This is a genomic window from Methylobacterium sp. ARG-1 (assembly GCF_001262595.1).
Lineage (GTDB): Bacteria > Pseudomonadota > Alphaproteobacteria > Rhizobiales > Beijerinckiaceae > Methylobacterium > Methylobacterium brachiatum.
This window is the reverse complement of the sequence record NZ_LHCD01000030.1, coordinates 54,812-78,414: the sequence shown is the minus strand read 5'-3', so window position 1 is coordinate 78,414 and position 23,603 is coordinate 54,812. Positions and strand designations below refer to the sequence as shown.

Sequence of the window (23,603 nt, the reverse complement as noted above, 5' to 3'; positions counted from 1 at the left end):
CCGTCCTCCGTGAGCCACGTGCCGAACGGCTCGGCCACACGGGCCGCGTTCGGCCCGCCGCAAGCGAGGGTCGCGACGGCGGTCGCCAGGGCGACCGTAGCCAAGCGGTAGATGGGAGCGGTCATCGGATTCCTCGGGCTCGTCGTTGTGAGGTGGCGCTCACGGCGCGGTCACTGCGTGTCCGGTCGCATCGTCCCGCGGACCGACGAAACGGCCGAGCAGCCGGCCTAGGATGCTGCCCAGGCTGTCCATCAGCAGGAACACGGCCGGGACGAAGACGAGGGACAGCAGGGTCGAAACGATGAGGCCGGCGATGACCGCCACCGCCATCGGCGCGCGGAACTCGCCGCCGACCCCAAACGCCATCGCGGACGGGACCATGCCGGCGGCCATCGCGAGGGTCGTCATCACGATGGGCCGCGCCCGCTTGCGGCCGGCATCGACGATGGCCGTGACCCGGTCGACGCCGCGTCCCATCTCCTCGACCGCGAAGTCGACCAGCATGATCGCGTTCTTCGTCACCAGCCCCATCAGCATCAGGATGCCGATGACGACCGGCATCGAGATCGGCATCTGGCAAACCAGCAGGCCGAGGATGGCGCCGCCGATGGAGAGCGGCAGCGAGAACAGGATGGTCAGCGGCTGCAGGAACGAGCCGAACAGCAGCACGAGCACCGCGTAGACCATCATGATGCCGGCGCCCATCGCCATCAGGAAGCCCGAGAACACCTCGCCCATGATCTCGGCGTCGCCGGTCTGCTTGATGGTCACCCCCGGCGGCAGGTTCTTCGCCGTCGGCGTCCGCAGGGCCTCGGCGATCAGGGAGCCGAGAGCTTCCGAGCCCTGCATGTTGGCCTCGACGGCCACGCGCACCGCCCGGTCGTAGCGGTCGATGGCGCCGGGACCCTGGTCGAGCTCGATGTCGGCCACGACCGCCAGCGGCACGGCGGCCCCGTTCTTGGCCGGCACCTTCAGGTTCTCCAGCCGTGAGACGGCGCCGCGGGCGTTCTCGGGCAGTTGCACCCGGATCGGTACCTGGCGGTCCGCGGCGTTGAACTTCGCGAGGTTCAGGCCGATGTCGCCGATGGTCCCGACCCGGACGGTCTCCGCAATGGCGTCGGTCGAGACGCCGAGATCGGCCGCCACGCCCTCCTTCGGCCGGATGCGGACCTCCGTCCGGTTCAGCGGCGCCGTCGACATCACCGCCACGAGGTGGGGGATGGCGGCCATGTCGCGCTGCAGCCGCGCGGCGACCTCCGTGACGACGTCGGCGTCGGGACCGCTCACCACCAGGGCGAGGTCGCGCTGGCCGCTGTCGCGCAGGGTCCAGGAGCGGATGTCGGGCTCCTCGGCCAGCAGCGCCGCGATCTCGGACTCCACCGTCCACTGCCGCTTAGCTCGCGCATTCTTCGGCGTCAGGTTGACGGTCAGGGTCGCGAGCCGGGTCTCCTTCTTGCCGCCGACCTGCCGGCCGCCGTCGACGAAGACAGAGGTCACCTCCGGCAGCGCGCGGATGCGGGAGACCACGCGGTCGGACACCGCCACCGTGTCGGCGAGCTTCGCCCCCGGCGCCAGCTCGACCATGAACAGGGTGCGGGCGTTGTCCTGCTTCGGGATGAAGCCCGAGGGCAGCAGGCCCGTCGACACGATGGAGGCGGCGAACAGCGCGAGGCCGGCGAACAGCGTGACGACCCGGTGGCGCACCGACCACCCGACGAGGCGGGTGTAGGTCCGCATGATCGGTCCCTCGCGCTCGTCGTGGTGGCCGTGGTCGCGCAGGAGGTAGGCGGCGAGCATGGGGGTGATCAGGCGCGCCACGAGCAGCGACATGAACACCGAGACCGCGATGGTCAGGCCGAACTGGATGAAGTAGCGCCCGGCGATGCCCGGCATGAACGAGACCGGGGCGAACACCGCGATCAGGGTCGCCGTGATGGCGATGACCGCAAGCCCGATCTCGTCGGCGCCCTCGATGGCCGCCTGGTACGGCGACTTGCCCAGCCGCATGTGCCGGACGACGTTCTCGATCTCGACGATGGCATCATCGACGAGAATGCCGGTCACCAGGGTGATGGCGAGCAGGCTGATGCCGTTCAGCGTGAAGCCCAGGGCGTCCATCGCCCAGAAGGTCGGGAAGACCGAGAGCGGCAGCGCCACCGCGGCGATGAGCGTGGCGCGCCAGTCGCGCAGGAACAGCAGCACCACGATGACCGCGAGGAGCGCCCCCTCGATCAGTGTGTGCATGGCGGAATCGTACGAACCGATGGTCGAGGAGACGGACGAGTCGATCAGCTCGAACTGCAGGTCGGGATAGCTCCCCTGGAATTCGGCGATCTTCCTCTTCACCCCGGCAGCGACCTCGGCGTCGCTCGCCCCCGAGCCGCGCGAGACCGCGAAGGCGACCACCGGCTCGCCGTTGAAGCGGGCGAAGGTGCGCGGCTCCTCGATGCCATCCTCGACCCTGGCGAGGTCGTCGAGGCGGACCTTTCGGCCGCCGGGCAGCACGATGGAGGTCGCCTTGAGGTCGCGCAGGGTGCGGGAGGCGGCCAGCGTGCGGATCGACTGCTCGCGCCCGCCGACCTCGCCGCGCCCGCCCGCCATGTCGGCGGAGGTGAGGCGCAGTTGCCGGTTCACGTCCGCGGCGGTGATGCCCAGCGCCAGCAGCCGGTCGGGCTGGAGCACGACCCGGACCTCGCGGGCGACGCCGCCGACCCGCTCGACACCGCCCACGCCCTTCACCCCCTGGAGCGTGCGGGCGATCTTGTCCTCGACCAGCCAGGAGAGGTCGGCGGGCGTCATCGCGGGCGCCTTCACGCCGTAGACGAGGATCGGCAGGCTGGCGACTTCGACGCGACTGATCACCGGCTCGTCGATGGTCCGGGGCAGGTTGATGCGTATCTTCGAGACCGCATCCTTCACGTCGTTGACGGCGCGGTCGGTGTTCACCTCCAGCCGGAACTCGACCGTGGTCACCGAGGAGCCCTCGGTTATGGCCGAGGTGATGTGCTTGACGCCCCGCACGCCGGCAATCGAGTCCTCGACCCACTTGGTGACCTGGGTCTGCAACTCGGACGGTGCCGCACCCGACTGGGTGATGGCCACCGAGACGATGGGCACGTCGACGTTGGGCATCTTCGTCACCGCGAGCCCGCGGAAGCTGACGAGGCCGAGCACGACCAGCACCAGGAACAGGACGAGGGGCGCGATGGGGTTGCGGATCGCCCAGGCGGAGACGTTCAGGCGCATCGGGCGGCCCTGGCTTTCGGTGATGGTGATCGGGTGACGAGCGCGGCGGCTTACGGCACGCCGGCTTCGGCGGTGTCCCGGGGCGCCGGCACCGCGGCCATCGCAGGCGTGGGGGCCGGGGCTTCGAGCACCGGCCTGACGCGGTCGCCGTCGCGCAGGAAGGAGCCGGCCCGGGCCACGACCCGCTCGCCCTCGTTCAGGCCGGCGCGGACCTCGATGGTGTCCTCGTCGGCGATGCCGGTGCGGATGGTGCGGTCCTCGACCCGGTCGCCGGCGACGACGAGCACGCTGCGGCGCCCGCCGCCGTAGAGCACAGAGGCCTGCGGGACGCTGACGCCGCGGCTGCGGGCGAGCTCGACCTCGCCGCGGGCGAAGGTCCCGATGCGTAGGCGCGGGTCGGCGTCTAGGCGAACGCGGACCTTCCCGAGGCGGGTGGCCTTGTCGACCTCCGGGTAGACGGCGCGCACGCGGCCCGCGACGCGGCCGCCCTCGCCGAGGTCGATCCAGGCGGGGGCGCCCTCGCGCAGCAGGGGCAGCTTGGTCTCGACGACCTCGCCCTCCAGCTCGATCTCCCCGCGGGCGATCAGGCGGAACAGCGGTTCGGACGCGGCCGAGGCGGCGAGGCCGACGCGGGCGGTGCGGCGGCTGACGATGCCGTCCTCCGGGGCGCGGATCTCGGTGCGGGCCAGCCGCAGGGACAGCTCGTCGCGCACGGCGCGGGCCTGGGCGAGGTCGGCCTTGGCCATGGCCAGCCCGTTGCGGGCGAAAGCCAGCCGGCCCTCGGCCTGACGGAGGGCGGAGGTCCGGGTCTCCATCACCACCGCCGTGGTGTTGCCCGTGGCGATGAGCGAGCGCGCCCGCTCCAGGCTGAGCCGAGCCTCGGTCTCAGCGGCCTCGGCCTGCTCGATGTTGCTCTGGGACTGGGGCACGGCGGCCTCGGCCTTGGCCACCACCGCGTCCTGCTGGGCGATCTGGCGGTCGACCAAGTCGCGGGCGAGGCGCGCCAGCACCTGGCCCTTGGCGACGCGCGCGCCCTCCTCGACCAGCACCTCGGTCACCCGGTAACCGTCGACCTCGGGCGTTACCAGCACCTCGTCGCGCGGCACCAGGGTGCCTGTCACCGTCACGGTCTCGACGGTCTCGCGCCGCGTCGCCTCAACCACGCTGACGGCGGGCGCCAGGAGCGGCTTGGCCAAGACGGGGGCCTCGTCGCGGGCGGAGGCGGCCGACAGGCCGAGCGCCAGGAGCGCAGGTCCGGTGAGGAAGGCGGCGCGGATCATCGGCTGGTCTCCTGGGTGGCCGTGGCCGCTCGCGGGAGCGAACCATGCAGGCCGGCCTCGATGAGGGCCTGGAGGTGGGCGACGGCGGGAGTCGGGTCGTAGCCTGGCAGGATGGCGCGACCGACGACGATGCCCTTCATCAGCGGGTTGACCGCCTCGAACATGGCAGCGGGGTCGCAATCGGGAGAAGTGGCGAGCGCCGCAAACATCCCGCACAGCCAATCGCGGGCCTCGGTCTCGCTGCGGTCGACCAGCCCGGCGATGGCGGGGTTGCGCGTGGTCTCCGCCCACAGGTCGAGGCGCAGCACCGCGGCCTCGCGGGTGATGCCGGTGAAGAACCGTTCGAGGATGCCGTTCAGGGACGCGCGGCGGTCGCCGGCCCGCTCCATCTCGGCCACGAGGGCGGCGCCCCGGGCGCGGTCACGCCCGGCCATCGCCAGGACGATGTCCTCCTTCGAGGCGAAGTAGCGGTAGAAGTTGCCCTGGCTCATGGCGGCCTCGCGGGCGAGGTCGGCCATGGTGGTACGGTGGAAGCCGTTCCGGACGAAGCAGGCCTCGGCCGCATCGAGGATCTGTTCGCGCCGCGCGGCCTGCGCGTCTCGGACCTCGACGACGGTGCCGGCCGCGGCGCTCACGACTTGAAACCCGCGTCGTACGGGGCGACCCGGCTCTGGTCCTTGGGCGGCAGTACCTCGGCACAGGCGCGCGGCGACTGGTCACGGCCGGCGCAGGTGCGAGCTTGCCAGCCTCCGGGCCCGTTGCCCGTCCAGGAGATCAGCGCGGTCCAGCCAAGGAGCACCACGAGGAGGGCGAGCAGGTTGGCCGGGCGCGATGCCGCTACCAGGACGGAGCGCAGGGAGGCCACGGCCTCGGCGGCAGGGCCCGTCCGGTGCGTCGATGCGGAAAGTTCGTAAGCCATGTGAATTCCCGACGTCTGCCGACACACTGTTAGTGAACGTTCATTCTCATGTCAATGAACGCTCATTCACTGGCTATCCGGGGGGCCTGTCGGAAGGATCGCATTGCCGGGCGGTCGGGCAGCCCTCCCGAGGCCGCCACGCCCGGCAGGGCCGCGAACCGAACGCCGGAGAGTTCCTCGATGGGCTGCTCCCTCGTGATGCGAGCTCTCGGCCCGAACGGGATCGGCACGGCGCGCCTGTGTCAGGGTGATGATGCGGCGGCGCCATGCTCGTCCCGGATGCGGCGGTGGCGCCGGAGCGAACAAACCGTGACACATCGCTCACCGAAAAACGCGTACGGCGCCTTGAAACTAACCGCGCCGCGAGGCATTACCGGTGCAGGCATAGCCTACGAGGTCACCTCGCGTGGCCGACGAAAGCCCGGGTCACGCACCCGGGCTTTCGTCCTTCCAGGGCAGCCTCTCCACCAAATCGAAGCAGCTGTACTTCGTGCCCCGGTGCGCGAGTTCGTCAGCGTCGAGAACGCACTCGATGAGCTTCCCGTCCTGCTTCAGCCGCTGGTAGGGGCGAACGCCCTCGTTGTACCCGCCCATGCACATCGGCCACAGGTACAGGTCCGCCAACTGGATCATCGGCGAGCTCTTCCGCTTGGGCCTGAGCTCGTAGAGGGTCTCCCCGAACTCCGGCGCGGTGAGCGGGCGGTACTTGCCCGAGGTGTCGGTCGCGAACGGCATTCCGGTCGCCTTCAGGTCAGCATAGTATCCCGCGAGCGCTTGGTCCTCGGGCTTGTTGCAGCGTTCCGGCAGCACCCGTAGCCGGTACCCCATGCCCCGGGCGTGCTTCGCCGCCCGTTCCAGGCTGACCGTGAAGGCCGTCTTGCACAGGGCCCAGGACTGCCGGCCGTAGCGCTCCTGGTAGCGATGGTTGTAGCCGGGCCGGTCGATCACGCAGGCGATGCCCAGCACCGGCGCCTCCCGCATCATTACGTACAGGTCTTCGTAGAACGCGGCCTGATCCTCGCGGCTGCGCTCGTTCAGCCAGAGGAAACCGCCGGTGCGCGCCCGGATCTCGGAGGAATGCAGCGGCACGGTCACGTCCCATCGCTGGCAGAACTCGCGGTGCAGCCGCCGTGCTTCCGCCTCGTCCTCCTGCCGAACCAACACGCCGCCGAGAGCGAACCAGTCACGGCCGTGGGCGGCCCGCTTCCCGGGCTTGTGGTCGGGGCGCCGCGTGCCCGAATCGTCCAAGTAGAAATTCAGCACGTCGACCATGTCGGTCCCGGGTTGCGTGGGACGCCGTCGCGGGCCGGGCAGTGCACGGCATCGGCGTCCGAAGGTTCCTGAGGGAGGCTAGGGCAGGAGGGCGGTCGCCTAATCCAACGGCTGCCGCCACGAGGCGATGCGGGTGAGGCGCGCGAAGTCGGGGTGCCCCCGTGGAACGACCCGCAGGACGAATGCACCCGGCACGGGTTCACGGACATACCCTTCCATGTCGTCGCCCGATCCGGTCCCGACGCCCCGGGCCTTGAGGAAGATCCGCATGACGCGCTCGCCCACCATGGCGAAGGTCTCGATCCCGCTCGCGGGGACGGCGGCCTCGACTATGCAGGGCACCCCCAGCGACCGCAGCGCCGGGGCCGTCGCCGGATCGGCCTCGTGCCGGCCGTACAGCGCCTCACCGCCCCAGTACCTGAAAAATCGGCCGACGCCGCTCTCGTCGGCGAGTTCCCTGGAGCGGAACGCAAACCAAACCATTCCGGCCCGGTTCTCCTGGCGGCAGTCGTTCCTCTCCAGGAGGGCATCGGCGACGGCGCGGTCGATCAATCCTTGCCTCAGCACCGAGGCGATCCGCCCCTCGAACAGTTCCGGGCTCAGGGGCCTCAACCCGTCCCGCTCGACCTCAGCCTTTTCCTCGTCCGTCAGGCGCGTGCAGTGGAAGCCGACGATGCTGCGGTCAAGGACTGTCTCATGGCATTCCGCCAGGACCGCGTCTCGCGCGGCCGCGTGGGGATGCGGCGTGGCGTCGAGCCGGGCCATGACGTCGTGCCTGCAGCGACGGTCATGCTCCGCCCGCTCGCGCTCGTAGGCGCGCAAGGTCGGCAGGTTATCGTTGAGGAGGCGCAGGAGCCGCTCCGGCCACGTCGCCTCGTCGTCCAGCCTCATCACGTCTCGATGCCCGGGTGCACTCGTCAGGAGGGGGATCCCATGTAAGCGGCCGTGGCCCCGTCGCCAGGGCCAGGGTGAGCGGCTCGGGCGAGGCCCAAATCCTTCAGGCCGATTCCCGCCTGCCGGTAGGCCGTCCAGGCGGCGTATTGCCGGTCGAGGCGCGTGCGGAAAGCCTTGGCGTCGCCGGCGGCCTTCGGCAGTATCCCGGCCGCCTGCCCGATACGGGTCAGGAGGTCCGCCCGGGCCTTGGCGATGTCGGCCTTGACCGCAGCGATGTCCTGCGGATCGACACCCTTGCTCGGATCGAAGGCGAACCCGGTCTCGGCGGCCCGCCTCCACTTCACCAGGTTGCTCGCGGTCAACGGGTCGAAGCCGCGGATAGCCGCGCCGGGCGGCTCGGCTTGCCCAGCTTTCCGGAAGCGAGGGGAGATCCGGCCTCGTCCGCCGGGACGGAGGCGGCCACTTGGGCCATCGTCCACGCACTGCCCGGCGGAAGCGTATCCGGGTCGCCGCGCGGCTGGCCGGGGGATGGCGCTGGCCCACCCGCCTCGCTCGTGGCCTCGGTCGTGACGGCCAAGGCGGCGACGAGCGCCCCGGCATGGGCGATGTTCGCCACGTCGCCGGCCGTCAAGCGAAAGCCCGAGCCCTCCAGGCGTGTCCGCCACCCTTGCGCGAAGGCATCGCCGCAAGCCGCCGAGCGCTGGCCGTAGTCCGGCGAGCGCGGCTCGCGGTGGACTTCGCAGTGGACCACGCAATCCCAGGAGATGGAGTTGCCATGCTTATGGGGGCCGGCGCCGCCGTCCCCGAACATCGGCCAGGCCTGGAGGGGGCGCATCCCGGCCGCGCCCAGCGCCCGCGCCAGAGCGTGCCACCCCCTGCCGTCCAGGTTCTGGTAGGTGAAGACGAGGCGCGCCCCGGGACGGCATACGCGCGCCACCTCGCGAAGCCGCTCGGCCAGGGCATCGGCGAAGATGCGCTCGGCCTCCTCGTGCCCGAGGGACGACGCCAGTTGCCCGGCCGGGAAGGCCGCGAGATGGCCGGGGCCGAGAAGGCCCAGGCGTGCCATCCAGGGCACGAAGAAGTGCCCGAGTTCCGAGTAGGCGATGTAGTCGAAGTATGGCGGATCGGTCAGCACGAGGTCGACCGAGCCCGCCGGGACGTGGGACAGGTCACGTGCGTCCCCGCAGCGGATGTCCCAGGCGCCCCTCCCGCGCGTCGGGACCGGCACGGAAGGGCCCGCGCGGTCCGGTTCGAGCGAGGCCTTGAGGCTGCGCGCGGCGCGGATGATGGAGCGCACCGCGTTCGGGTAGGTGCCGCGCCCGTTTCGTTCCAGCCAGGGGTTGATCTCCACGGGCCGGGCGATGTGGCGGTAGGCCCGGATCGAGAAGAGCGGCGACAGGCGCCGCCAGCCGCCGGCGTAGGCGCACAGGACGTTGTTCGTCGCGACGTGGTCCGAGAACGCGATGCGCAACGCTTCCCCTTCGGCGCCGCCGATGGCGTCCAGGGCCCTCGCCAGCAGTCCCAGGTGCAGCGCCTGGCGCGGGTTATGAAGCTGACGGTAGGACGTGTAGCCGTAGCGCAGCAGGCGGTCGTCGAAGCGGCCCGCGGTCGGGATGTCGCCCGCGACGAGGAAGCCGGGGTCCGCCTCGACCTCCCGCTCCAGGCGCGTCCGCGCGCTCTCGAACGCCGCCAGGTCGGCCGCGGTGGCGCCCCGGATGCGACGCTCACGCAACGGGTAGGCACGCTCCGGCCCGTCCGGAATGGTCTCGACCGCGAACAGCCTGAAATTCGGCGGGGCGCCCGTCCGGGGCGCGACATCGATGAGCCGCTCCGACTGGCCGCAGGCCGGGCAGCAGGCCTTGCCGTAAGTCACGGCCCCCTTCCTCGGATCGGTATGCGTACCGCACCCGCAGCGCACCGACTTCCGGCCGGCGGCCACGTCGTGGACGTCCCCGCAGGTCCGGCACGCCACCCATTGCCGGCCCGAGGCGTCGTCCCAGGCAAGCCGGAAGGACGGGTGCGCGTCGTACCGGGTGCCGCAGGCCGCGCAATCGACGACCTGGACCCAGAACGCGTGCAGGAGGCGGCCCTCGTTCCCTTCCGCGTCCACGGCGCGATAGTGGGGCGCCACGTCCTTCGCGACGCCGTCGAACAGCCTGTCGAGCGCGGGTCGCAGGTCCGGGAGGTCCGCGAGGCGTCCCTGGAAGTCCGAGATGGTGGCGGCAACTGGCTCCACGTCGGTCCCGTGCACGTGGGCCCCGAGGCGGGATGCCTCCAGCAGCATGACGCCGCCGCCCATGAACGGGTCGAGCACACGCAGGCCGGTGCAGTCCGCATCCCGGTAATAGGCTTCCCAGAAACGGCTGCCAGCCGGCGCGGTCGCCGCAACGAGGAGCGAGCGCGCGGTCGCGGCGAGCCGGCGGGCGAACCACTTGTGCGACTGGTACGCGTCGCGCGGGCGCACCCCCTCGCGGCGGGCGAGCACCGCGATCTCCTCAACCGGCAGGTCGCCCGCGTCCAGCAGCGAGCGCGCCGGCAGCCCTTCCCTCCTCATCGTCCCCTCAGGTCGCACTCGCCCAGCTCCGGCCAGGATACTCTGCCCAAGCTTGGCAAGTGGCCATCCGCATAGTGCTTGAGAAGGCGCGATTCCCGCAGCGTTTCGGGCGTGCGCGGCAGGTAATCCACGAGCTTGCGCGACAGGATCACGACCAGCTTCGCCTTGGCCCGCGAGGCGACGACGTTGAAGCGGTTGAGGCTGTAGAGAAATTCCTCCTCGGCCGCGATCTGGTCCACGTCGCCGAGGCCGAAGCTCGCGACCATGACGGTCTTCTCCTGCCCCTGGAACCGCTCCACCGTGTCCACGGCGGAGAGCAGCGCCTCCCGCTCGGCCTTGGTCTCCGCAACCTGCATCAGGCGCTCTACGACCGCCGCCTGCTGCGCACGATGGGGCGTCACCACGCCGATGCCGTGGCGGTAGAAGTCCTCCGGCGAGAGGGGAGTGTCGCCTTTCTCGGGGAGCAGACTGCCGCGCAGCGCCCAGACCATCGTGGCCACCATCTGGGCCTCCGGGTCGTTGCGCTGGCTTGAGAACTCGTCCTGGTGGATCACCGCGACCAGGGGCAGCCCGGGGTCGAGCACCCTGTCGAGGAAGGCGTCGACGGTGGCGCTCCCCTCGCCACCGAGGCGGTTGTGAGCGCCGGGGACGAGCCGCATGCGAAGGTCCGGGAAGGCTGCCTCCAGGCGGTCGCGGTACCCGGCCAGCCGGACGAACTCCACGATTTCCTTGTTGGACCGGAAGCTGACGTCGAGTTGGACCGGTACGACCCCGCTCGCGCCGGCCTCGCCCTCGCGGTACCGGTGATAGAAGTCGTAGAGCGAGCCCACGAGGTGCTTCGCCCCCTCCGGCGGCGCGACGGGCTGGATCGGCGGCATCTGCAGGTTGTCGCCAACGACCGTCAGCGAGGCGCCGTCCGCCAGGGTCGTGTACGCCACCATGCCGTGCGCCACGCTCATCTGCGAGGCCTCGTCCACGAGCATGAAGTCGAAGAACGGGCGCAGCGGGTGGTCCTCGTCCGTCAGCTTGGCCAACTGCGTCGCGGTGGCGGCGACCACCGTCGACCGCGACGCGTCCGACAGCCGCTCGATCAGCCCCACGTGGTCGACGCCGTAATCCGTCAGGACGAGATGGTCGACGAGCTCCGGCGCGATGCCGTCGGGCGCGGGGGGCGTGGTCGCGAGGCGGGCGATGCCCACGTCCGCTTCCATGCCCAGTTCGGCCAGGAGCCCGGGCACCTTCTTGGCGACGGTGTCGATGGCGACCCAGGTCGGGCCCGTGATGGCGACCCGGATGGCCCGCCCGCTCCGCCGCGCCTCCCAGAGCAACCCGTAGAGCAGGGCCACCGCCGTCGTCGACTTGCCCGTTCCGGGCGGCCCCCAGAGCAGGGAAAGGCGCCGCTCGATGGATTGCCGCACGGCGTCGGCCTGCTTCGGCGTCAGGGACCGTCCGGTCGCGGCGATGGCGGCCAGGGCGGGCGTGGCATCGTCGCCGGAGGGTTCGCGCGAGAGGGCATCGGCGTCCCAGACGAAGCGCTCGGCGGGCACGGGCCGGGTCCGGTTCGGGCCGCGCCGTCCCATCCGCAGTCGGGTGAGGACCCGGTCGCGGAAGAGCGGCCGGTCCAGGGATAGGGGCGGCGTCGCGATGCCCCGGAGCGCCGGCCTGAGCCGCTTCTTGACGAAGTAGTCGACCACCAGCGGGTCGAGGATCGCGAACCGGGTCTTGCCGTCGACATCCAGGTCGAAGAGCCCGGTCTGCCTCATGGCGCCGATGAAGGGGCTGCGCGCGCGCACGGCCACGGTGCCGCCGACCCGGTCGACCGCGACGACGTCCACCTGACAGGACTGCCGCACGGTCACGCGGGACTCCCACCCCTCCGGCGGCCCGAGGAGCCGCTCCAGGGCCGGGTTCCGGCGCTTCAGCGTGGGGATCTTGGTGTACTGGAGCTTGAGCGCGTCCTCCGGCATCAGCGACCAGTCGAAGGTGCCCGCCTTGATCTTGGCCTGCCGGGATCGCTCGGACACGGTGAACACCAGGATGTCCGCCGCCGTCGCGAGGTCGGCCCGGCCCAGCGCCTCCAGCGCGGCCGCCCTGTCGGCCCCCTCCAGCAGCCCGGTCAGGCGAACGCTCTCGAAGCTCGCCTCGCGCTGGTGCGGGGGCATCGCCATGTGGAGGTCGTTCTCCAGCGCCGCGGCCGCCGCCATGAGGCGGGCGTGCTGGTAGAGGATCTCGCTGTCCCGGGACATCGCACCCTGGAGTTTCGTCCCGCCGAGTACCGCGTCGAGCGCCGGGGCGTCCGCGGCGAGGTCGGCCCTCAGGTCCTCCACGAGTCGGTCGACGACCGACAGGACCGCGTCGAGCCGGGTGCGCACGACCCTCTTGAGGCTGTCGCGGTACTCCTGCCAGTCGGCGGTCGGGAACGGCGAGCGCCGGTTCCAGACCTCGTGCCCGCGCTCGGACGGGATCTGGTCGGAGAGCGGGTCGACGAACAGCCGGCTCACCCTGAAGTGCGGGCCGCCGTCCTTCGTCGGCTTGGTCCAGCTCGGATGGAACTCGTTCGCGATGTTGAGCAGCGAGTAGTGATGGGGCACGTTCGCGGCCACGAGCGCGCGGACGGCCTCGGCGACAATCGTCACCGGCGAGTTGCGGCTCGTGAAGTCCGGGTCCTCGATCACGCTCTCCGGCGGGAAGAACCAGGCCATGGGGGCCGGGGCGGCGCGGTCGGCGCCGGCAGGGGCCGCGAGCAGCGCCAGCAGGTGGCGGCCCATGACGCGGCGGAGGTGGTCGAAGTTTAGCCGGTCCCACAGGTAGACCTGGGTCGTCGGAACGTAGTCCGCCTTGCCGAGCCCGGCGTAGGCTTCCCTGACGCGCCGGCCGGCGTCCTGCATCTCCGTGACGAGGCGGGCCATCACGTCCATGAAGACGTTGCGCTCCTCGTCGACCGACTTGCTCTCGACGAGCATCACGCGGTGTTGCCCGTACTCGCGGCGCGTCGGGTACCAGTCGCCCGTCGTTGGGGTCCGCCGCTCCGTCGGCATCGCCAGGACCAACTTGTAGCCGATGGCAAAGGTCAAGCCGCTGCCCACGTCGTAGTCCACCGACAGGGCAACCGCGACGTCGCACCGCCGGGGCAGGACGGCGGACGTGCCGGCCCGGTCCGGGATGGAAGCGGCGGCGCCGGCGACCAGGACGTCGGAGCGGGCCTTGAAGAGCGAACGTCCGGCCTGGAGGCGTTGGTGCCGCTCGAAGACGCGGTTCGTGGGGCGCAACTCGGCGAGGCGCCGGATGTCCGCGACGTCCGCGTCCCGAAGCTTGCCGCAAGCGCCTTTCGGCAGGCCGGTCACGAGGCTCAGGTGATCCTCGCGGCGCGCGGTCGCCCAGCAGTAGAGGCTTCGGTCATCCTTGCGGCTCGCCAGGGCCGGGAGCCGGGTCGCGCCGGCGTCCTCCGCGCCCTTGCCCCAGTCATATCCGAGGTAGTCGCAGCCGCTGCAAGACGAGTCGACGTGGAGCGGCAGGTCGGACCAGCGCTCCTCCGCCAGGGCAACCCTGAGGTCGACGGCGAGGAACTGCCGCGCCCGGCCCAGGACAACCTCGGCCGGCAAGGTTTCAAGGTCGCTCTCCAGGGCCTTGAGGTAGGTCCCGAGATCCGGGGCCGCGATGCCCTGCCGCCGGTCCTCGGCCTCGGCCCGGCGCAACTCCGAAGCCTCGTGCTTGCCCGGCCAGATCGCCGCGTCCTTCAGCACGAGGAAACGGTCCGAGCGCCCGCTCGCCTCCAGCCACGCCGCGAGCGTCATGCCGTAGTAGGCGAGCTCCGCGAAGTGGGAGGGCGAGGGCTCGCCGCTGAGCTTCACGTCGACGATGCGGAGACCGAGGCGGGGGTCCCCGGCATCGACGGCGACCACGGCGCCTTCCTTGGTGATGGCCTCGCGTGGGCCCCCGCCGCCGACGACGTGGATGATGTCCGGCCTCACCCGGGAGAACCTCAGGGTTCCTTCGCCGAGGCCGCCCGCGACGAGGTCCCCGAGGCCGTGCGCCGCGATGAACGGTGCGGTCACCTCGTATTGGGCCTCGATCAGGAAGGTGTCCGGGCCGGCCGCGTCGATGCAGGCGGAGAGCTCGATCTCGTCAAAGGCGCGCTCCTCCCCCGGGACGTGGGCCGCCCTGGCGCCGTGCACCACCCGGCCGGGAAAGGCCAGTTCCAGTTCCTCGAACTTCTCGCGCTCGAAGACGCGCCCCTGCGCCACCAGCAGCGCCAGCCCCGGGCGCTTCGCATCCGGGTCGGGGGCGCCCGCCACGTCGCGGCTCGCGGTGCCCGAATAGAGGTCCAGGCGCAGGCGCCGGCGGCATTCGCGGCGGATGTATTGAGACAGGGCGCGTTTGCTGAGGGCGTACACGGCGAATCCGGCTGGGGCTGCGTCTTGGCAACCCATGGTAGCCAGAGCGAGCCGTCAAGACGTAGGGGGAGGCCGACGAGAGCTTTCCATGAGAGCGGGGCACACGTGCAACTCTAAAGCGAGCGATGCCGCGGGTGGTAGGAGGGGAACGGCCGGTGGTTCCAGGCCACGCGGGCGAATGGCGGTTCGAGGATCGGGCCATCGCGTCGATGCGCACGGGCCTTTCCGGGTTGGCCGGGACATCAAGGTTGCCACACGCCATCCTGTGGCCTTTCCCACGCCTGGCACTGGGTCGCGCAGGACTGCGTAACGGCCGATCTCACCGGCCAGGGTTCTCCTGCTCGAGGACGCACGTGCTTCCCTCACAAGCCGTTACAGGATCGCCCCGTCCGCGTTACAGGACGAGGAAGTAACGGGGCGCTCCCTCACCGCACGAACGCCGCCCTGTAGGGGGTGCCCGAAGACGACAGTTACATATTCCCGGCCAGAAAAGCGTTTACCTCGGCGCGAATCGGCGCTTGCCTCGATTCGTCGGATAGCGATCTCATGTCTCGACGAGACCGGAGGCCGCCATGACGAGCGCACACGCCATCACCCAGACGTTCGACGTCGGCCTGCAGCGCCTCGCCGGGCTTGCTTTCGACATGCATCAGGACCGCGTCATCGCCCAGCGCGAGGCCGCCTACGAGCAGCGCGAGCGGTCCCTGAGCGCCGTCGGGAAGGTCGCCGCCCACGTGAAGAGCGACGCGAACCGCATCGCCGCCCTGCAGGCCGAAGTCGCGCGGCTGCGCGGAGAGACCGACGAGTGGCGCCTGCGGGCCCTCGGCGCCGAGGCTCACCTGGATGAGGTCCGGGGTGCTCTCCGCACGCTGAGGGGTTCGCGCCGCGCGGCATGAGGTCGGCATCTGTGCGCATGACGGTGTGCGCACGTGTGCTGACGAAGTGTGCACGGGGCAAGGCACAACCCCCGAGATTAAGATTTCCCCAAAAAGAAAGGGCCGCCCCGGCATTCGGGGCGGCCCTTCTCGTTCGGCGTTGGCTGTGACGATCAGGCGACCTTGAGGCCGGCCGGTTCGGGCTGGTCGTCGATGAGGTCCTGCAGGATCGCGAGGGCGGTCTCCCGGGGCGTCTCCTCGCGTGCTGGGGTAGGTCCGACGTCGGCCTTCGCGATCCGGCCGACGTACTGAATCACGTCGCCGATCTTCGCGAAGCCGGGCTCGACCCTGGCCTGGCGGCACAGCGGCAGGTCCGCGATGGCCTTCACGCCGAGGACGTGCTCCCCGACGCGCTTCGGGCCGTGCTGCGTCAGGCGGTGGAGATCGGCGGCGGAGAGCCGGGCGACCCACCTCACGATGTCCTCCGGCACGTCGGACATGGCCGGACGCGGATGCCGGCCGTCGGACAGCTTCGACAGGGCGTAGTCGAAAACCCGCTGCCCGGCATCGACCGAGGCCAGCGGCAGGGGTGCGCCACCGTCCGCGGGGGGCGTCGCCGCGACCCGGTCCAGGGCCTCCTCGACGTCATCCGCCGGGGGCGGCGCGAGGTTGGGGAAGAGCGACCGCGTCACCCACTTCCCGCCTTCCCAGACCGTCTTCGCCATCGCGGCCATCATCATCATCGCGAGGACGGCGACCTTCTTTAGTGTGCGCATGTCGTGATCCCTTCCATGTACGTGCTTGGTCCCGACAGCAATTCTCTACGCACGCACGCATCCCACCAGGGCGCACGTGCGCTTTTTCAGGCGCCCCAGATGCGGGCCGCGGCGGCCTTGGCCTCGGGTGTGTCGCTGCGGGCGATGGGCAGGCTGACCTCGACCATTTCGAGGTAGCTCGGCGCCCGGGCCCAGACCTGCACCCGGGTCGCCTTCTCGATGACCGCCCAGTAGCCACCCCACCCCGTGCACGTGCCGGCCTCGTAGCCGTGGCCCTCGCGCATGCGCATCCGCACCGTCTCCAGGGGCAGCCCCACAGCCAGGGCGAGGCGGCGATGCAGGCGCGCCTCCGAACCGGCGGGATCGAGTTCATCGGCGGCGGCATCCATCGGCACGTGCGCGAGGGAACCGTCGGCGGCTAGGCGGTGGACCTGATGCGAGCCGCCCCAGGGCCCGGTGCCCCGGGATGATGTGCCGGCCGGCGTCGTGACGAGGAGCGTGCCGGCCTCGATGTCGAGCTCGTGGACCGCGACGAGGTCGAGGCCGCGCCCCTCGTAGCGGGCTGCCCGGATCGGGGCGCCGTTGCAGACGTGGCCGGTGGCGCGGTCACCGACCTCGGCGGTCCAGAGCCAGCGGGCGGCGGCGATGCGGACGGTGATCATCAAACAACTGTAGACCTCCGCCCCGGGCAATCCAAGTAGATTGACACGTATTAAGGGCGCCACCCGCTCTAGATCCGCTCCCACAAAGACACGAAATCCGCGTATGTATAGGACCGGCATATGCAGAAATCGCGTATTACTGCTCTACTACTTGCGAATAGCTTCCGACGCGAGCATATTGCCCTCGTCACGACTACGCGGGGCGGTCTAGTGCAACGGCGACGGGGAACGCGGCCACTATCGAGCATCACGGTGCGGGAGCGCCTCGTGCACGCCTGTGCCGCTGTAGGCGGTCAGCGGGCGTGGGCGCGGATGCATTCCGTCTCGCCCTCGTACGTCTCGGCCGTCCTCGCCGGCGATGCCGAGCCCGGTCCCAAGATCCTGGAGGTCCTTGGGCTGCGTCGTGACGAGCCGACTTACCGACCCGTCGAGGAGCCCACCGATGCAGACCATTAAGCCGCCCCGCCCGGCGGCGTCCTATCGCGCCGAGCGGAAAGCCGCCGCGCGCATGCTCGCCAAGGTGAACCGCGTGCAGGGCGCGCCCTCGCGCCAGGTCGCCCGCGACGTCGAGCGGTTCGAGGCCATGCGCCGCGTGTCTCGCGCCGCCGTCCACGGGGGGCAAGCCTGATGCGCACGGCATTCGGCGACGGCCTCGTCACGCTCGACGCGCGCGAGACCCGGGCCCGCCTCGCCGACGCCCTCGCGGCGGTGAAGGGGCACGCCGGTTTCGCGGCGGGCCCCAAGAGCAAGGCGCTGCAGGACGCAGTCGGGAAGGTCGAGCGGTCGCTCCTCATGGCGAGCAGGGAGGCGATCCACACCCTGGCCGATGCCCTCGCGGAGGCCGACCGGCCGCCCACCGCCACAACCGTTGCCGAGGCCCACGCCGCCATCGTCGAGTACCTCGACCGTGACGCGCCCCCGGCCCCGTCGCGATCCGGCCCGCCTCTGCCGGCGCTCGGCCGGCCGCGCATCACGGTCCCCCCGCCGCGGCCGCGCATGCCGGCCCGGTCCTGAGATCCCCGTCGCGCGCCAGGCGGCAGTGGCGTCCCGAGCATCACCAACCAGAAGGAGTGCGCTCAATGCGCCAGATCCAGTTGTCCACCCTCCGTCACGGCCACCACGAGGACGCCCCGGCCGGCGTCGTCAACGTCCGCGTCACCGGTCGCGATGTGGGCCTCGAAGCGCTCGCGGCCTCGATCCTCAGCCTCGGGGTGCTCCAGCCCCTCGTCGTCGTCCCCGGGGACGCGGGCTTCCACTACGTCGTCGACGGGAACAGGCGCCTGGCCGCGCTCGAATCCCTGCTCTCCGAGGGGAAGCTCCCGGCGGACGCCGAGGTGCCCGTGATCGTGCGGGACGCCGGGACGGCCAGGGAGGCGGGCCTCGCCGCGAACGTTTTGCAGGCCCCGATGCACGAGGCCGACCAGATGCAAGCCTTCGCCGAGCTCCGGCGGAACGGCCTCACCGAAAAGGCCATCGCCGCCAAGTTCGCGCAGCCCGTCGCGACGGTCCGGAGGCTGCTCGCGCTCGGCGGCGTCTCGCCGGCGGTGCTCGACGCCTGGCGCATCGGCAAGGTCCGCACCGATGACGTCAAGTCATTCACGCTGGCCTCGCACGTCGACCAGGACAGGGCGCTCGCGAAGGTGCTGGCCGACGGGAACACCTGGCGCATCCGGGAGTACCTCGGCTTGGTCGACGACGTCGCCCACTTGCTCGCCTACGTCGGCGCGAAGGCCTACAAGAGCGCCGGGGGCCACGTCGTCGAGGATCTGTTCGGCTCCCGGGACGCGGTCTCCGACCCGGCGCTCCTCAGGCGGCTGGCGGACGAACGCCTCGAAGCCGAGTGCGAGCGCCGGCGCCGGGATGGCTGGGAATGGGTCGCGAAGGCCAGCGACCTGCCGCCGGCGTGGCTGTATACTTGGCCGCGCCTGGCACCCCGCTCCAGGCCGCTGACGGACGCGGAGCAGGCACGGCACGACGAACTCGTCGCCTTCCTCGACAGCGAGGAGGGCGACGGCGTCACGGACGAGCAGTTCCACGCCGCAAACGACGAGGCCGCCGCCATCAAGGCCGCCGCCCGGATGCCGCTGGACCTGGAGGACCGCGCCCGGTCCGGGCTCGTCGTGACGCTCGGGCGAGACGGCAAGATCTCCGTAGAGGATTACGTCGTCCGGCCCGAGGACACCCCGGCGAAGGTGGCATCCGACGCGCCGGCGGTCGAGCCCGAGCCGGAGGATAAAGGCCTGTCGGCCGCGCTGATCGACCGCCTCGCCGAACAGGCGACGGTGGCGGTGCAGGCGGCGCTCCCGTCCTCGCCGCGGGCGGCGCTCGCCATCCTCCTGGCGGGGACGCTCAGCGAGAGCCGCGGGGCCGGGCCGGTCCACATCACGCTGGGCGGCCTCGGCGGCGCGCAGGCCCAACTCCACCAGGAAGGCCGGTACGACCAAGTCCTCGCCGGCCTGTTGACGAAGTCGGTCGACGAGCTCCTCGACGTGGTGGCCGCCGTGGCCGGGCGCGCCGTATCGCTCCGCCACTACGACCACAGCGCCCCGGCGGACCGGCCCGCGGCCATGGCGCTGATGGGGGCCATCGACCCGGCCGCCATGACCGAGGCGCTCGGGAAGGCGTTCGACGGCGAGGCCTTCTTCAAGGCCATCCCCAAGGCCGCGATCCTCGACATCGTGAGGGAGGTCCTCGGCGAGGACGCCGCCCGCCGGGTCAGGAACAACAGCAAGGGCGACCTCGTCCGGCTCGCCGTGGTGTCCGTCCTCCCGACCGGCTGGCTCCCGGCCGAGATCCGGCACCCGGCCTACGCGGGCCCGGGCGCGTCCGTCGCCCCCGCCGAGGTCCAGGCCGCGGCCTGAGCGCCCCCCCGTCGCGCGCCAGGCGGTCAGTGGCGCCCTCACCATCCCAGCATCCCCCAGAACAGGAGAGCGCCCCGTGCGCCAGGACAAGAGCACACCCAGGATCGACGAAGCCGACATCGCGGACGCGCTGCGGTCGTCCATCGGCACCGCCAGAAGCGTCATCTCCGACCTGGAGGACGCGGGATTCCTGATCATGCGGAAGCCCCGGGGCGACCTGGCCGCGATCAGCGAGGCGGTCCGGACGGGGAACTGGAGCCCAGTCACCGAATGGGACTGGAAGGCCTGGCTCGCCGCCGTGCACGCCGGCTTCATCACCAAGGATACCGTGACGCCCCAGGGCGGGGACGCCATCGCGGAACTCGCGCGGACGGTGCCCCTGACGCAGGAGGCAGTCACGGCGGCCGTCGACGCGCTCGACCGCGAGGAGGAGCCGACCACGTTCGATATGTACAGGACCTGCTCCGGCGCGGTCGTCCGGACATGATCGAAGTCGCGACCATGCTGTCAGGCCTCCTCTCCGGTGGTGAGGTTCACACCGGCCGTGTCGTCGAGGTGCGCTGTCGCGATGACGACGGGGCCGAGCGGACCGTTCGCCATAAGGAGTACGTGAAGATCGGCGGCTTCTTCTACGACCCGCCCGCGAAGCCTGAGATCGCCGAGGTGTTGGCGGCTCGCGTCGAGGCCTCGGCCTGATGCGCGCCCTCCTAAGCACCATCGCAGGCGGCCCCATGCGGGCCGCCACCACCGCCGGGGCCATCGTGGTCATCGCCGCGGTCGCCTCGGGCAGCGGCTGGGATCTCCTCCGCGCGACCTGGACGATGAGCCTCGCAGCCTGCGCGTTCGTCACCCTCTACGCAATCCTCGCCGTCGCCGCGGCGGCCACCGGCGCCTGCGACGATGTTCCCGCTCCCGCGCCCAAGGAGGAAGCATGACCTGGCAAAGCAAGGTTCCAGACGACGGCACGCTCCGCCGCGTGATCGAGGGAGCGTCGAGCTTCCGCGACGCCGCCGAACAGCTTCACCTGTCCATCACGTGCGTCCAGACCCATGCCGAACGGCTCGGCGTGCGGACGCAGTTCAGGTACGGCTTCGAGAAGCTGCCCTCCGACACGGCTCTGAAGGCGCTGCTCCGGGAGGCCCGAAAAGGCCGCGGGGCGGAGGCATTGGCCCGCCGGCTCGGCGTCCGGACCGAACTCCTCAAGGAAGAGGCGGACCGCCTGGACGTCGAGTGCCGGATGCAAGTCCGCGCCGGCTTACCCGACGACGATACCCTGCGACGGGAGATGCTCACCTGCCAGAGCTTCGCGGAGTTGGCCGCGCACTACCGGGTCAAGGACTACATGGTCCGCAATCAAGCGCGCCGCCTCGGCATCCCCTCACCGAGCCGCCGGGGGCAGCCGCGGGGCGGTCACGTCCGGGGCTGGGAAATGGAGGCGTCCCATGGCTGAGCATCGTCCCGTCCTCCGCCTGCCCCCGAGGCTGCCCCCGGTCGCCCGGGGCGCCTGCGCCGTCGTGAACCAGACCGAGGGCGCCCTCCCGCAGCCGGTCGCCCCGGCGCCGGCCGGGGACGCACCCCTCGCCGAGGTCCTCGCCACCGAGGCGGCCACCCTGGCGGAGGTTGCAGATCCCGCTGTCCTCGCCGCGGCGAGGCGGGAGGCCCGGGCTGCCTCGCTGGTGGCAGACCTCGACGGGGTTCTCGCGAGCAACCCTCTCGACGAGACCGATCTCAAGATCGGGCTGCAGCCGGCCAAGCCGCACGAGGTGCTTGAAGCCCTCGGTCGCAGGGGTGCCCGGTGCGCGGGCTCAGCCGCCCGGCTCAGGGCATACCTGAGCGACTTCGAGCATCCCCGGCACGCCGAGCTCGCCGCCCTGCACGACCGGCTCTACGCCGAGGGAAAGCGCCTCATGGCCGAATCGCGCGCGATTTCCGCCTAGGGACCTGGTGCCATGCTTGTGCGGGGATAGACTGCTCTCATGCGGGATGGCGCTGCCGCCCGCGGAGCAAGGGAAACCGGCACATCATGTCCTCAAGCACCCCCATCACCGACCGGATCGCCGAACAAGTCGCCGCCATTCTGGAGGCCCGCGGTCAGGCCCTCGTCCAGGTCAGGCGCCCCGCCCTCGACATCGCGGCGGTCAACCGCGACGTCGGACCAGATTACCGGGTCGAGGAGCGTCTGGGCTCCCTCCGTCTCATCCGGGTCGACATAGACCGCATGGTCGAGAAACTCGACGCGTCGATGACCCCCCGGATGATCTACATGCTGGCGGACATCCACGCGCGCGGCGTCCGGATGGGACAGTCCCGGGAATGGGACCGCCACCGGGATGCCGCCGTGGCCGCAGGGGAGCGCGGGCCCCGCGTCATGCCCCCGGGCTGGACCCCGCCGAAAAGCCGGACCCGGAAGGCCGTCGAGGCTGAGGCCCCGGCCGCCGGCCCGTCCCTGTGAGCCCCGAACTCCTCGCACGCGCCGGCCGGGCGCTCGCCGGCGACGACTGGCGGCGGCCGCTCGCCCGGGCGCTCGGGCCGCTCCATCCGGATGGCCCCCGCGAGGAGATCGACCAGCGCACCGTGTCCCGCTGGTCCCTCGGGCAGAGGGAAATCCCGCCCTGGGTCCGCCCCGCGCTCGTGGGGCTTCTCTGGCAGCGCGCCCAGGAACTCCACCACCAGGCCGACGAGGCCGCCGCGGCGGCGGACGCGCTGACTTTCTAACAGGAAGGGCCCCGGGATGACCGGGGCCCTTTTCTCATTCCGCGTCGTCGGGGCGTTGCTCCTCGGGCGGCGTGGGCGTCGCCGCGAGGCGCTCGCGGATCTCGGCGAGGCCGACCGGCCTGAAGTCCCAGCAGTCGACGCCGACGTCGAGGCTGCGGCTCGTCCCCGGCAGCTTCCCGTGGGAGTGCCCGTAGAGGTGGAGCGCCCCGCGCCAGGAACCACTCCACGTCCGGAGGCCGTAGTGGCAGAGCACCAGGCGGGTGCCATCGACGTGGATCGTCCGGAGCATCTCCGGCGGGCTCGCCCAGCCGAGGTCTAGGTGGCGGGGCTTGTCGTGGTTGCCCACGATGAGGTGGGCGTTACCCCGGACCCGGGCGAAGATCTCCTGGCACCGCTCGGCCGGCGAGTTCATGGCGAAGTCGCCGAGGTGGAACACCTCGTCGCCGGGGCGGACGACGCTGTTCCAGGCGTAGACGAGGTCGTCGTCGTGACGGCCGATGTCGTCCCAGGGGCGGCCCTCCATGGCGAGGATGCCCCGGTGGCCGAAATGCGTGTCGGCTGTGAACCACGTGCGGTGCGACGAGAAAGTCTGGCGGGTCTTGGTCTTCATGATGGGCAGCCTCCGTGGCGGGGGGCTGCGCGCGCGGCGTCACGCCCCTTGGATGGGTCTCTGGCTCGGGCGGGGGGCGCGTATTCGTTTCACGGGGGCCTCTCAGGCGGGGTCGAATCAGCAGGATCGCAGCTCGTGGAGCGGGGTCAACCGGGTCGGCGGGGTGACCCTGGGCGATGGTGAAGGAAGGGTGAAGGCGGGGCCGGAACGTCTACCGGTGACGCATCCTGGTGGACGTTCCGGCCCGGTTGAACGCCGCCCGTTTGTTCCTATTTCGTTCTCATCGGAGGAGCGACATGGACAACTATTACTGGATCGCCGAGGCGGCCGCGGAGGAGCGCGACGCCATCGCCCGGGCGCTCGCCGAGGACATGGCGGAGGCCTCGCGCGGAGGGAGGGGATTCGTGCGGGCCGAGCGCCCGGCGGACCTGGCTAGGGCGCTCGGCCGGGACCGGCGGGCTAAGCGGGGACGGCCTTCTTCCGCTTGGTCGGCGGCTTCCTAACGGGCCGCGGCCGCGGCGGCGGCAAGGGCACGCGGGCGACGG

At 71.2% G+C, this 23,603-nt stretch carries 24 protein-coding genes; 12 read left to right on the top strand and 12 right to left on the bottom strand.

Going from position 1 to position 23,603, the window contains the following annotated elements:
• Positions 1-159 precede the first annotated feature (159 nt).
• From AKJ13_RS23005 to AKJ13_RS22965, 9 genes are all read right to left on the bottom strand, one after another.
• A complete protein-coding gene (locus AKJ13_RS23005) occupies positions 160-3,246 on the bottom strand; it encodes an efflux RND transporter permease subunit (protein WP_050735456.1) in 3,087 nt (1,028 codons plus the stop codon).
• Between the two features lie 50 nt (positions 3,247-3,296).
• A complete protein-coding gene (locus AKJ13_RS23000) occupies positions 3,297-4,526 on the bottom strand; it encodes an efflux RND transporter periplasmic adaptor subunit (RefSeq protein WP_050735455.1) in 1,230 nt (409 codons plus the stop codon).
• Positions 4,523-5,161 carry a TetR/AcrR family transcriptional regulator gene (locus tag AKJ13_RS22995; protein ID WP_050735454.1) on the bottom strand — a complete coding sequence of 213 codons (639 nt, stop codon included), beginning with the start codon at positions 5,159-5,161 and terminating at the stop codon, positions 4,523-4,525. Before AKJ13_RS22995 ends, AKJ13_RS23000 begins: the two co-directional genes overlap by 4 nt.
• Positions 5,158-5,445 (bottom strand): hypothetical protein, encoded by a 288-nt coding sequence (locus tag AKJ13_RS22990; RefSeq protein ID WP_050735453.1) that lies wholly within the window; start codon positions 5,443-5,445, stop codon positions 5,158-5,160. Before AKJ13_RS22990 ends, AKJ13_RS22995 begins: the two co-directional genes overlap by 4 nt.
• 426 nt (positions 5,446-5,871) lie before the next feature.
• Positions 5,872-6,717: a DUF3800 domain-containing protein gene (locus tag AKJ13_RS22985; protein ID WP_050735452.1), complete on the bottom strand. Its 846-nt coding sequence runs from the start codon at positions 6,715-6,717 to the stop codon at positions 5,872-5,874.
• 99 nt (positions 6,718-6,816) lie between these two features.
• Entirely contained in the window at positions 6,817-7,608 is a 792-nt protein-coding gene (locus AKJ13_RS22980; RefSeq protein ID WP_050735451.1) for a hypothetical protein, read from the bottom strand.
• Between the two features lie 26 nt (positions 7,609-7,634).
• Positions 7,635-7,973: a hypothetical protein gene (locus AKJ13_RS31535; RefSeq protein WP_050735450.1), complete on the bottom strand. Its 339-nt coding sequence runs from the start codon at positions 7,971-7,973 to the stop codon at positions 7,635-7,637.
• Positions 7,970-10,165, bottom strand: coding sequence for a hypothetical protein (locus tag AKJ13_RS22970; RefSeq protein ID WP_050735449.1), 2,196 nt, complete (start codon positions 10,163-10,165; stop codon positions 7,970-7,972). The genes AKJ13_RS31535 and AKJ13_RS22970 overlap by 4 nt, the downstream gene beginning before the upstream one ends.
• Entirely contained in the window at positions 10,162-14,559 is a 4,398-nt protein-coding gene (locus tag AKJ13_RS22965) for an ATP-binding protein (protein WP_244471690.1), read from the bottom strand. Before AKJ13_RS22965 ends, AKJ13_RS22970 begins: the two co-directional genes overlap by 4 nt.
• A 572-nt stretch (positions 14,560-15,131) precedes the next feature.
• On the opposite strand from AKJ13_RS22965, the gene AKJ13_RS22960 reads away from it, so the two are divergent.
• Positions 15,132-15,455 carry a hypothetical protein gene (locus AKJ13_RS22960; RefSeq protein WP_050735448.1) on the top strand — a complete coding sequence of 108 codons (324 nt, stop codon included), beginning with the start codon at positions 15,132-15,134 and terminating at the stop codon, positions 15,453-15,455.
• Between the two features lie 152 nt (positions 15,456-15,607).
• Here the strand turns inward: AKJ13_RS22960 and AKJ13_RS22955 are convergent, their stop codons facing one another.
• Together AKJ13_RS22955 and AKJ13_RS22950 are read right to left on the bottom strand one after the other, a co-directional pair.
• A complete protein-coding gene (locus AKJ13_RS22955; RefSeq protein WP_050735447.1) occupies positions 15,608-16,210 on the bottom strand; it encodes a hypothetical protein in 603 nt (200 codons plus the stop codon).
• An 86-nt stretch (positions 16,211-16,296) separates the two neighbouring features.
• Complete coding sequence (locus tag AKJ13_RS22950; RefSeq protein WP_050735446.1) at positions 16,297-16,872, bottom strand: hypothetical protein; 576 nt, start codon at positions 16,870-16,872, stop codon at positions 16,297-16,299.
• A 442-nt stretch (positions 16,873-17,314) separates the two neighbouring features.
• Between AKJ13_RS22950 and AKJ13_RS22945 the strand changes: the two genes are divergently transcribed.
• The 10 genes from AKJ13_RS22945 (at position 17,315) to AKJ13_RS22900 (ending at position 22,448) form a co-directional block, all read left to right on the top strand.
• Positions 17,315-17,500 (top strand): hypothetical protein, encoded by a 186-nt coding sequence (locus AKJ13_RS22945; protein WP_050735445.1) that lies wholly within the window; start codon positions 17,315-17,317, stop codon positions 17,498-17,500.
• The gene (locus AKJ13_RS22940) at positions 17,500-17,886 is read left to right on the top strand and encodes a hypothetical protein (protein ID WP_050735444.1); all 387 of its coding nucleotides are present in this window, start codon (positions 17,500-17,502) and stop codon (positions 17,884-17,886) included. The genes AKJ13_RS22945 and AKJ13_RS22940 overlap by 1 nt, the downstream gene beginning before the upstream one ends.
• 65 nt (positions 17,887-17,951) lie before the next feature.
• The gene (locus tag AKJ13_RS22935; protein ID WP_050735443.1) at positions 17,952-19,733 is read left to right on the top strand and encodes a ParB N-terminal domain-containing protein; all 1,782 of its coding nucleotides are present in this window, start codon (positions 17,952-17,954) and stop codon (positions 19,731-19,733) included.
• Between the two features lie 76 nt (positions 19,734-19,809).
• The gene (locus tag AKJ13_RS22930) at positions 19,810-20,220 is read left to right on the top strand and encodes a hypothetical protein (RefSeq protein WP_050735442.1); all 411 of its coding nucleotides are present in this window, start codon (positions 19,810-19,812) and stop codon (positions 20,218-20,220) included.
• Positions 20,217-20,429: a hypothetical protein gene (locus AKJ13_RS22925; protein WP_050735441.1), complete on the top strand. Its 213-nt coding sequence runs from the start codon at positions 20,217-20,219 to the stop codon at positions 20,427-20,429. The genes AKJ13_RS22930 and AKJ13_RS22925 overlap by 4 nt, the downstream gene beginning before the upstream one ends.
• On the top strand, positions 20,429-20,668 hold the full coding sequence (locus AKJ13_RS22920; RefSeq protein ID WP_144426347.1) for a hypothetical protein: 240 nt from the start codon (positions 20,429-20,431) through the stop codon (positions 20,666-20,668). The genes AKJ13_RS22925 and AKJ13_RS22920 overlap by 1 nt, the downstream gene beginning before the upstream one ends.
• On the top strand, positions 20,665-21,183 hold the full coding sequence (locus tag AKJ13_RS22915; RefSeq protein ID WP_050735439.1) for a hypothetical protein: 519 nt from the start codon (positions 20,665-20,667) through the stop codon (positions 21,181-21,183). The genes AKJ13_RS22920 and AKJ13_RS22915 overlap by 4 nt, the downstream gene beginning before the upstream one ends.
• Positions 21,176-21,670 carry a hypothetical protein gene (locus AKJ13_RS22910; protein ID WP_050735438.1) on the top strand — a complete coding sequence of 165 codons (495 nt, stop codon included), beginning with the start codon at positions 21,176-21,178 and terminating at the stop codon, positions 21,668-21,670. The genes AKJ13_RS22915 and AKJ13_RS22910 overlap by 8 nt, the downstream gene beginning before the upstream one ends.
• Before the next feature lie 86 nt (positions 21,671-21,756).
• Entirely contained in the window at positions 21,757-22,185 is a 429-nt protein-coding gene (locus AKJ13_RS22905) for a hypothetical protein (RefSeq protein WP_050735437.1), read from the top strand.
• A complete protein-coding gene (locus AKJ13_RS22900) occupies positions 22,182-22,448 on the top strand; it encodes a hypothetical protein (protein ID WP_050735436.1) in 267 nt (88 codons plus the stop codon). Before AKJ13_RS22905 ends, AKJ13_RS22900 begins: the two co-directional genes overlap by 4 nt.
• Positions 22,449-22,482: 34 nt before the next feature.
• Here AKJ13_RS22900 and AKJ13_RS22895 read toward each other — a convergent pair whose 3' ends face one another.
• Positions 22,483-23,058, bottom strand: a complete 576-nt coding sequence (locus AKJ13_RS22895) for a metallophosphoesterase (RefSeq protein WP_050735435.1) — start codon at positions 23,056-23,058, stop codon at positions 22,483-22,485.
• A 296-nt stretch (positions 23,059-23,354) separates the two neighbouring features.
• On the opposite strand from AKJ13_RS22895, the gene AKJ13_RS22890 reads away from it, so the two are divergent.
• Positions 23,355-23,561 (top strand): hypothetical protein, encoded by a 207-nt coding sequence (locus AKJ13_RS22890; protein ID WP_050735434.1) that lies wholly within the window; start codon positions 23,355-23,357, stop codon positions 23,559-23,561.
• The last annotated feature ends 42 nt before the right edge of the window (positions 23,562-23,603 follow it).

Coding starts and splice junctions, on each gene's coding strand:
- AKJ13_RS22985 (WP_050735452.1), bottom strand. CDS start 6,717: ATGGTCGACGTGCTGAATTTCTACTTGGACGATTCGGGCACGCGGCGC.
- AKJ13_RS22925 (WP_050735441.1), top strand. CDS start 20,217: ATGATCGAAGTCGCGACCATGCTGTCAGGCCTCCTCTCCGGTGGTGAG.
- AKJ13_RS22910 (WP_050735438.1), top strand. CDS start 21,176: ATGGCTGAGCATCGTCCCGTCCTCCGCCTGCCCCCGAGGCTGCCCCCG.
- AKJ13_RS22920 (WP_144426347.1), top strand. CDS start 20,429: ATGCGCGCCCTCCTAAGCACCATCGCAGGCGGCCCCATGCGGGCCGCC.
- AKJ13_RS22960 (WP_050735448.1), top strand. CDS start 15,132: ATGACGAGCGCACACGCCATCACCCAGACGTTCGACGTCGGCCTGCAG.
- AKJ13_RS22935 (WP_050735443.1), top strand. CDS start 17,952: ATGCGCCAGATCCAGTTGTCCACCCTCCGTCACGGCCACCACGAGGAC.
- AKJ13_RS23000 (WP_050735455.1), bottom strand. CDS start 4,526: ATGATCCGCGCCGCCTTCCTCACCGGACCTGCGCTCCTGGCGCTCGGC.
- AKJ13_RS22955 (WP_050735447.1), bottom strand. CDS start 16,210: ATGCGCACACTAAAGAAGGTCGCCGTCCTCGCGATGATGATGATGGCC.
- AKJ13_RS22890 (WP_050735434.1), top strand. CDS start 23,355: ATGGACAACTATTACTGGATCGCCGAGGCGGCCGCGGAGGAGCGCGAC.
- AKJ13_RS22915 (WP_050735439.1), top strand. CDS start 20,665: ATGACCTGGCAAAGCAAGGTTCCAGACGACGGCACGCTCCGCCGCGTG.
- AKJ13_RS22945 (WP_050735445.1), top strand. CDS start 17,315: ATGCAGACCATTAAGCCGCCCCGCCCGGCGGCGTCCTATCGCGCCGAG.
- AKJ13_RS22980 (WP_050735451.1), bottom strand. CDS start 7,608: ATGAGGCTGGACGACGAGGCGACGTGGCCGGAGCGGCTCCTGCGCCTC.
- AKJ13_RS22950 (WP_050735446.1), bottom strand. CDS start 16,872: ATGATCACCGTCCGCATCGCCGCCGCCCGCTGGCTCTGGACCGCCGAG.
- AKJ13_RS22905 (WP_050735437.1), top strand. CDS start 21,757: ATGTCCTCAAGCACCCCCATCACCGACCGGATCGCCGAACAAGTCGCC.
- AKJ13_RS22970 (WP_050735449.1), bottom strand. CDS start 10,165: ATGAGGAGGGAAGGGCTGCCGGCGCGCTCGCTGCTGGACGCGGGCGAC.
- AKJ13_RS23005 (WP_050735456.1), bottom strand. CDS start 3,246: ATGCGCCTGAACGTCTCCGCCTGGGCGATCCGCAACCCCATCGCGCCC.
- AKJ13_RS22895 (WP_050735435.1), bottom strand. CDS start 23,058: ATGAAGACCAAGACCCGCCAGACTTTCTCGTCGCACCGCACGTGGTTC.
- AKJ13_RS22990 (WP_050735453.1), bottom strand. CDS start 5,445: ATGGCTTACGAACTTTCCGCATCGACGCACCGGACGGGCCCTGCCGCC.
- AKJ13_RS22940 (WP_050735444.1), top strand. CDS start 17,500: ATGCGCACGGCATTCGGCGACGGCCTCGTCACGCTCGACGCGCGCGAG.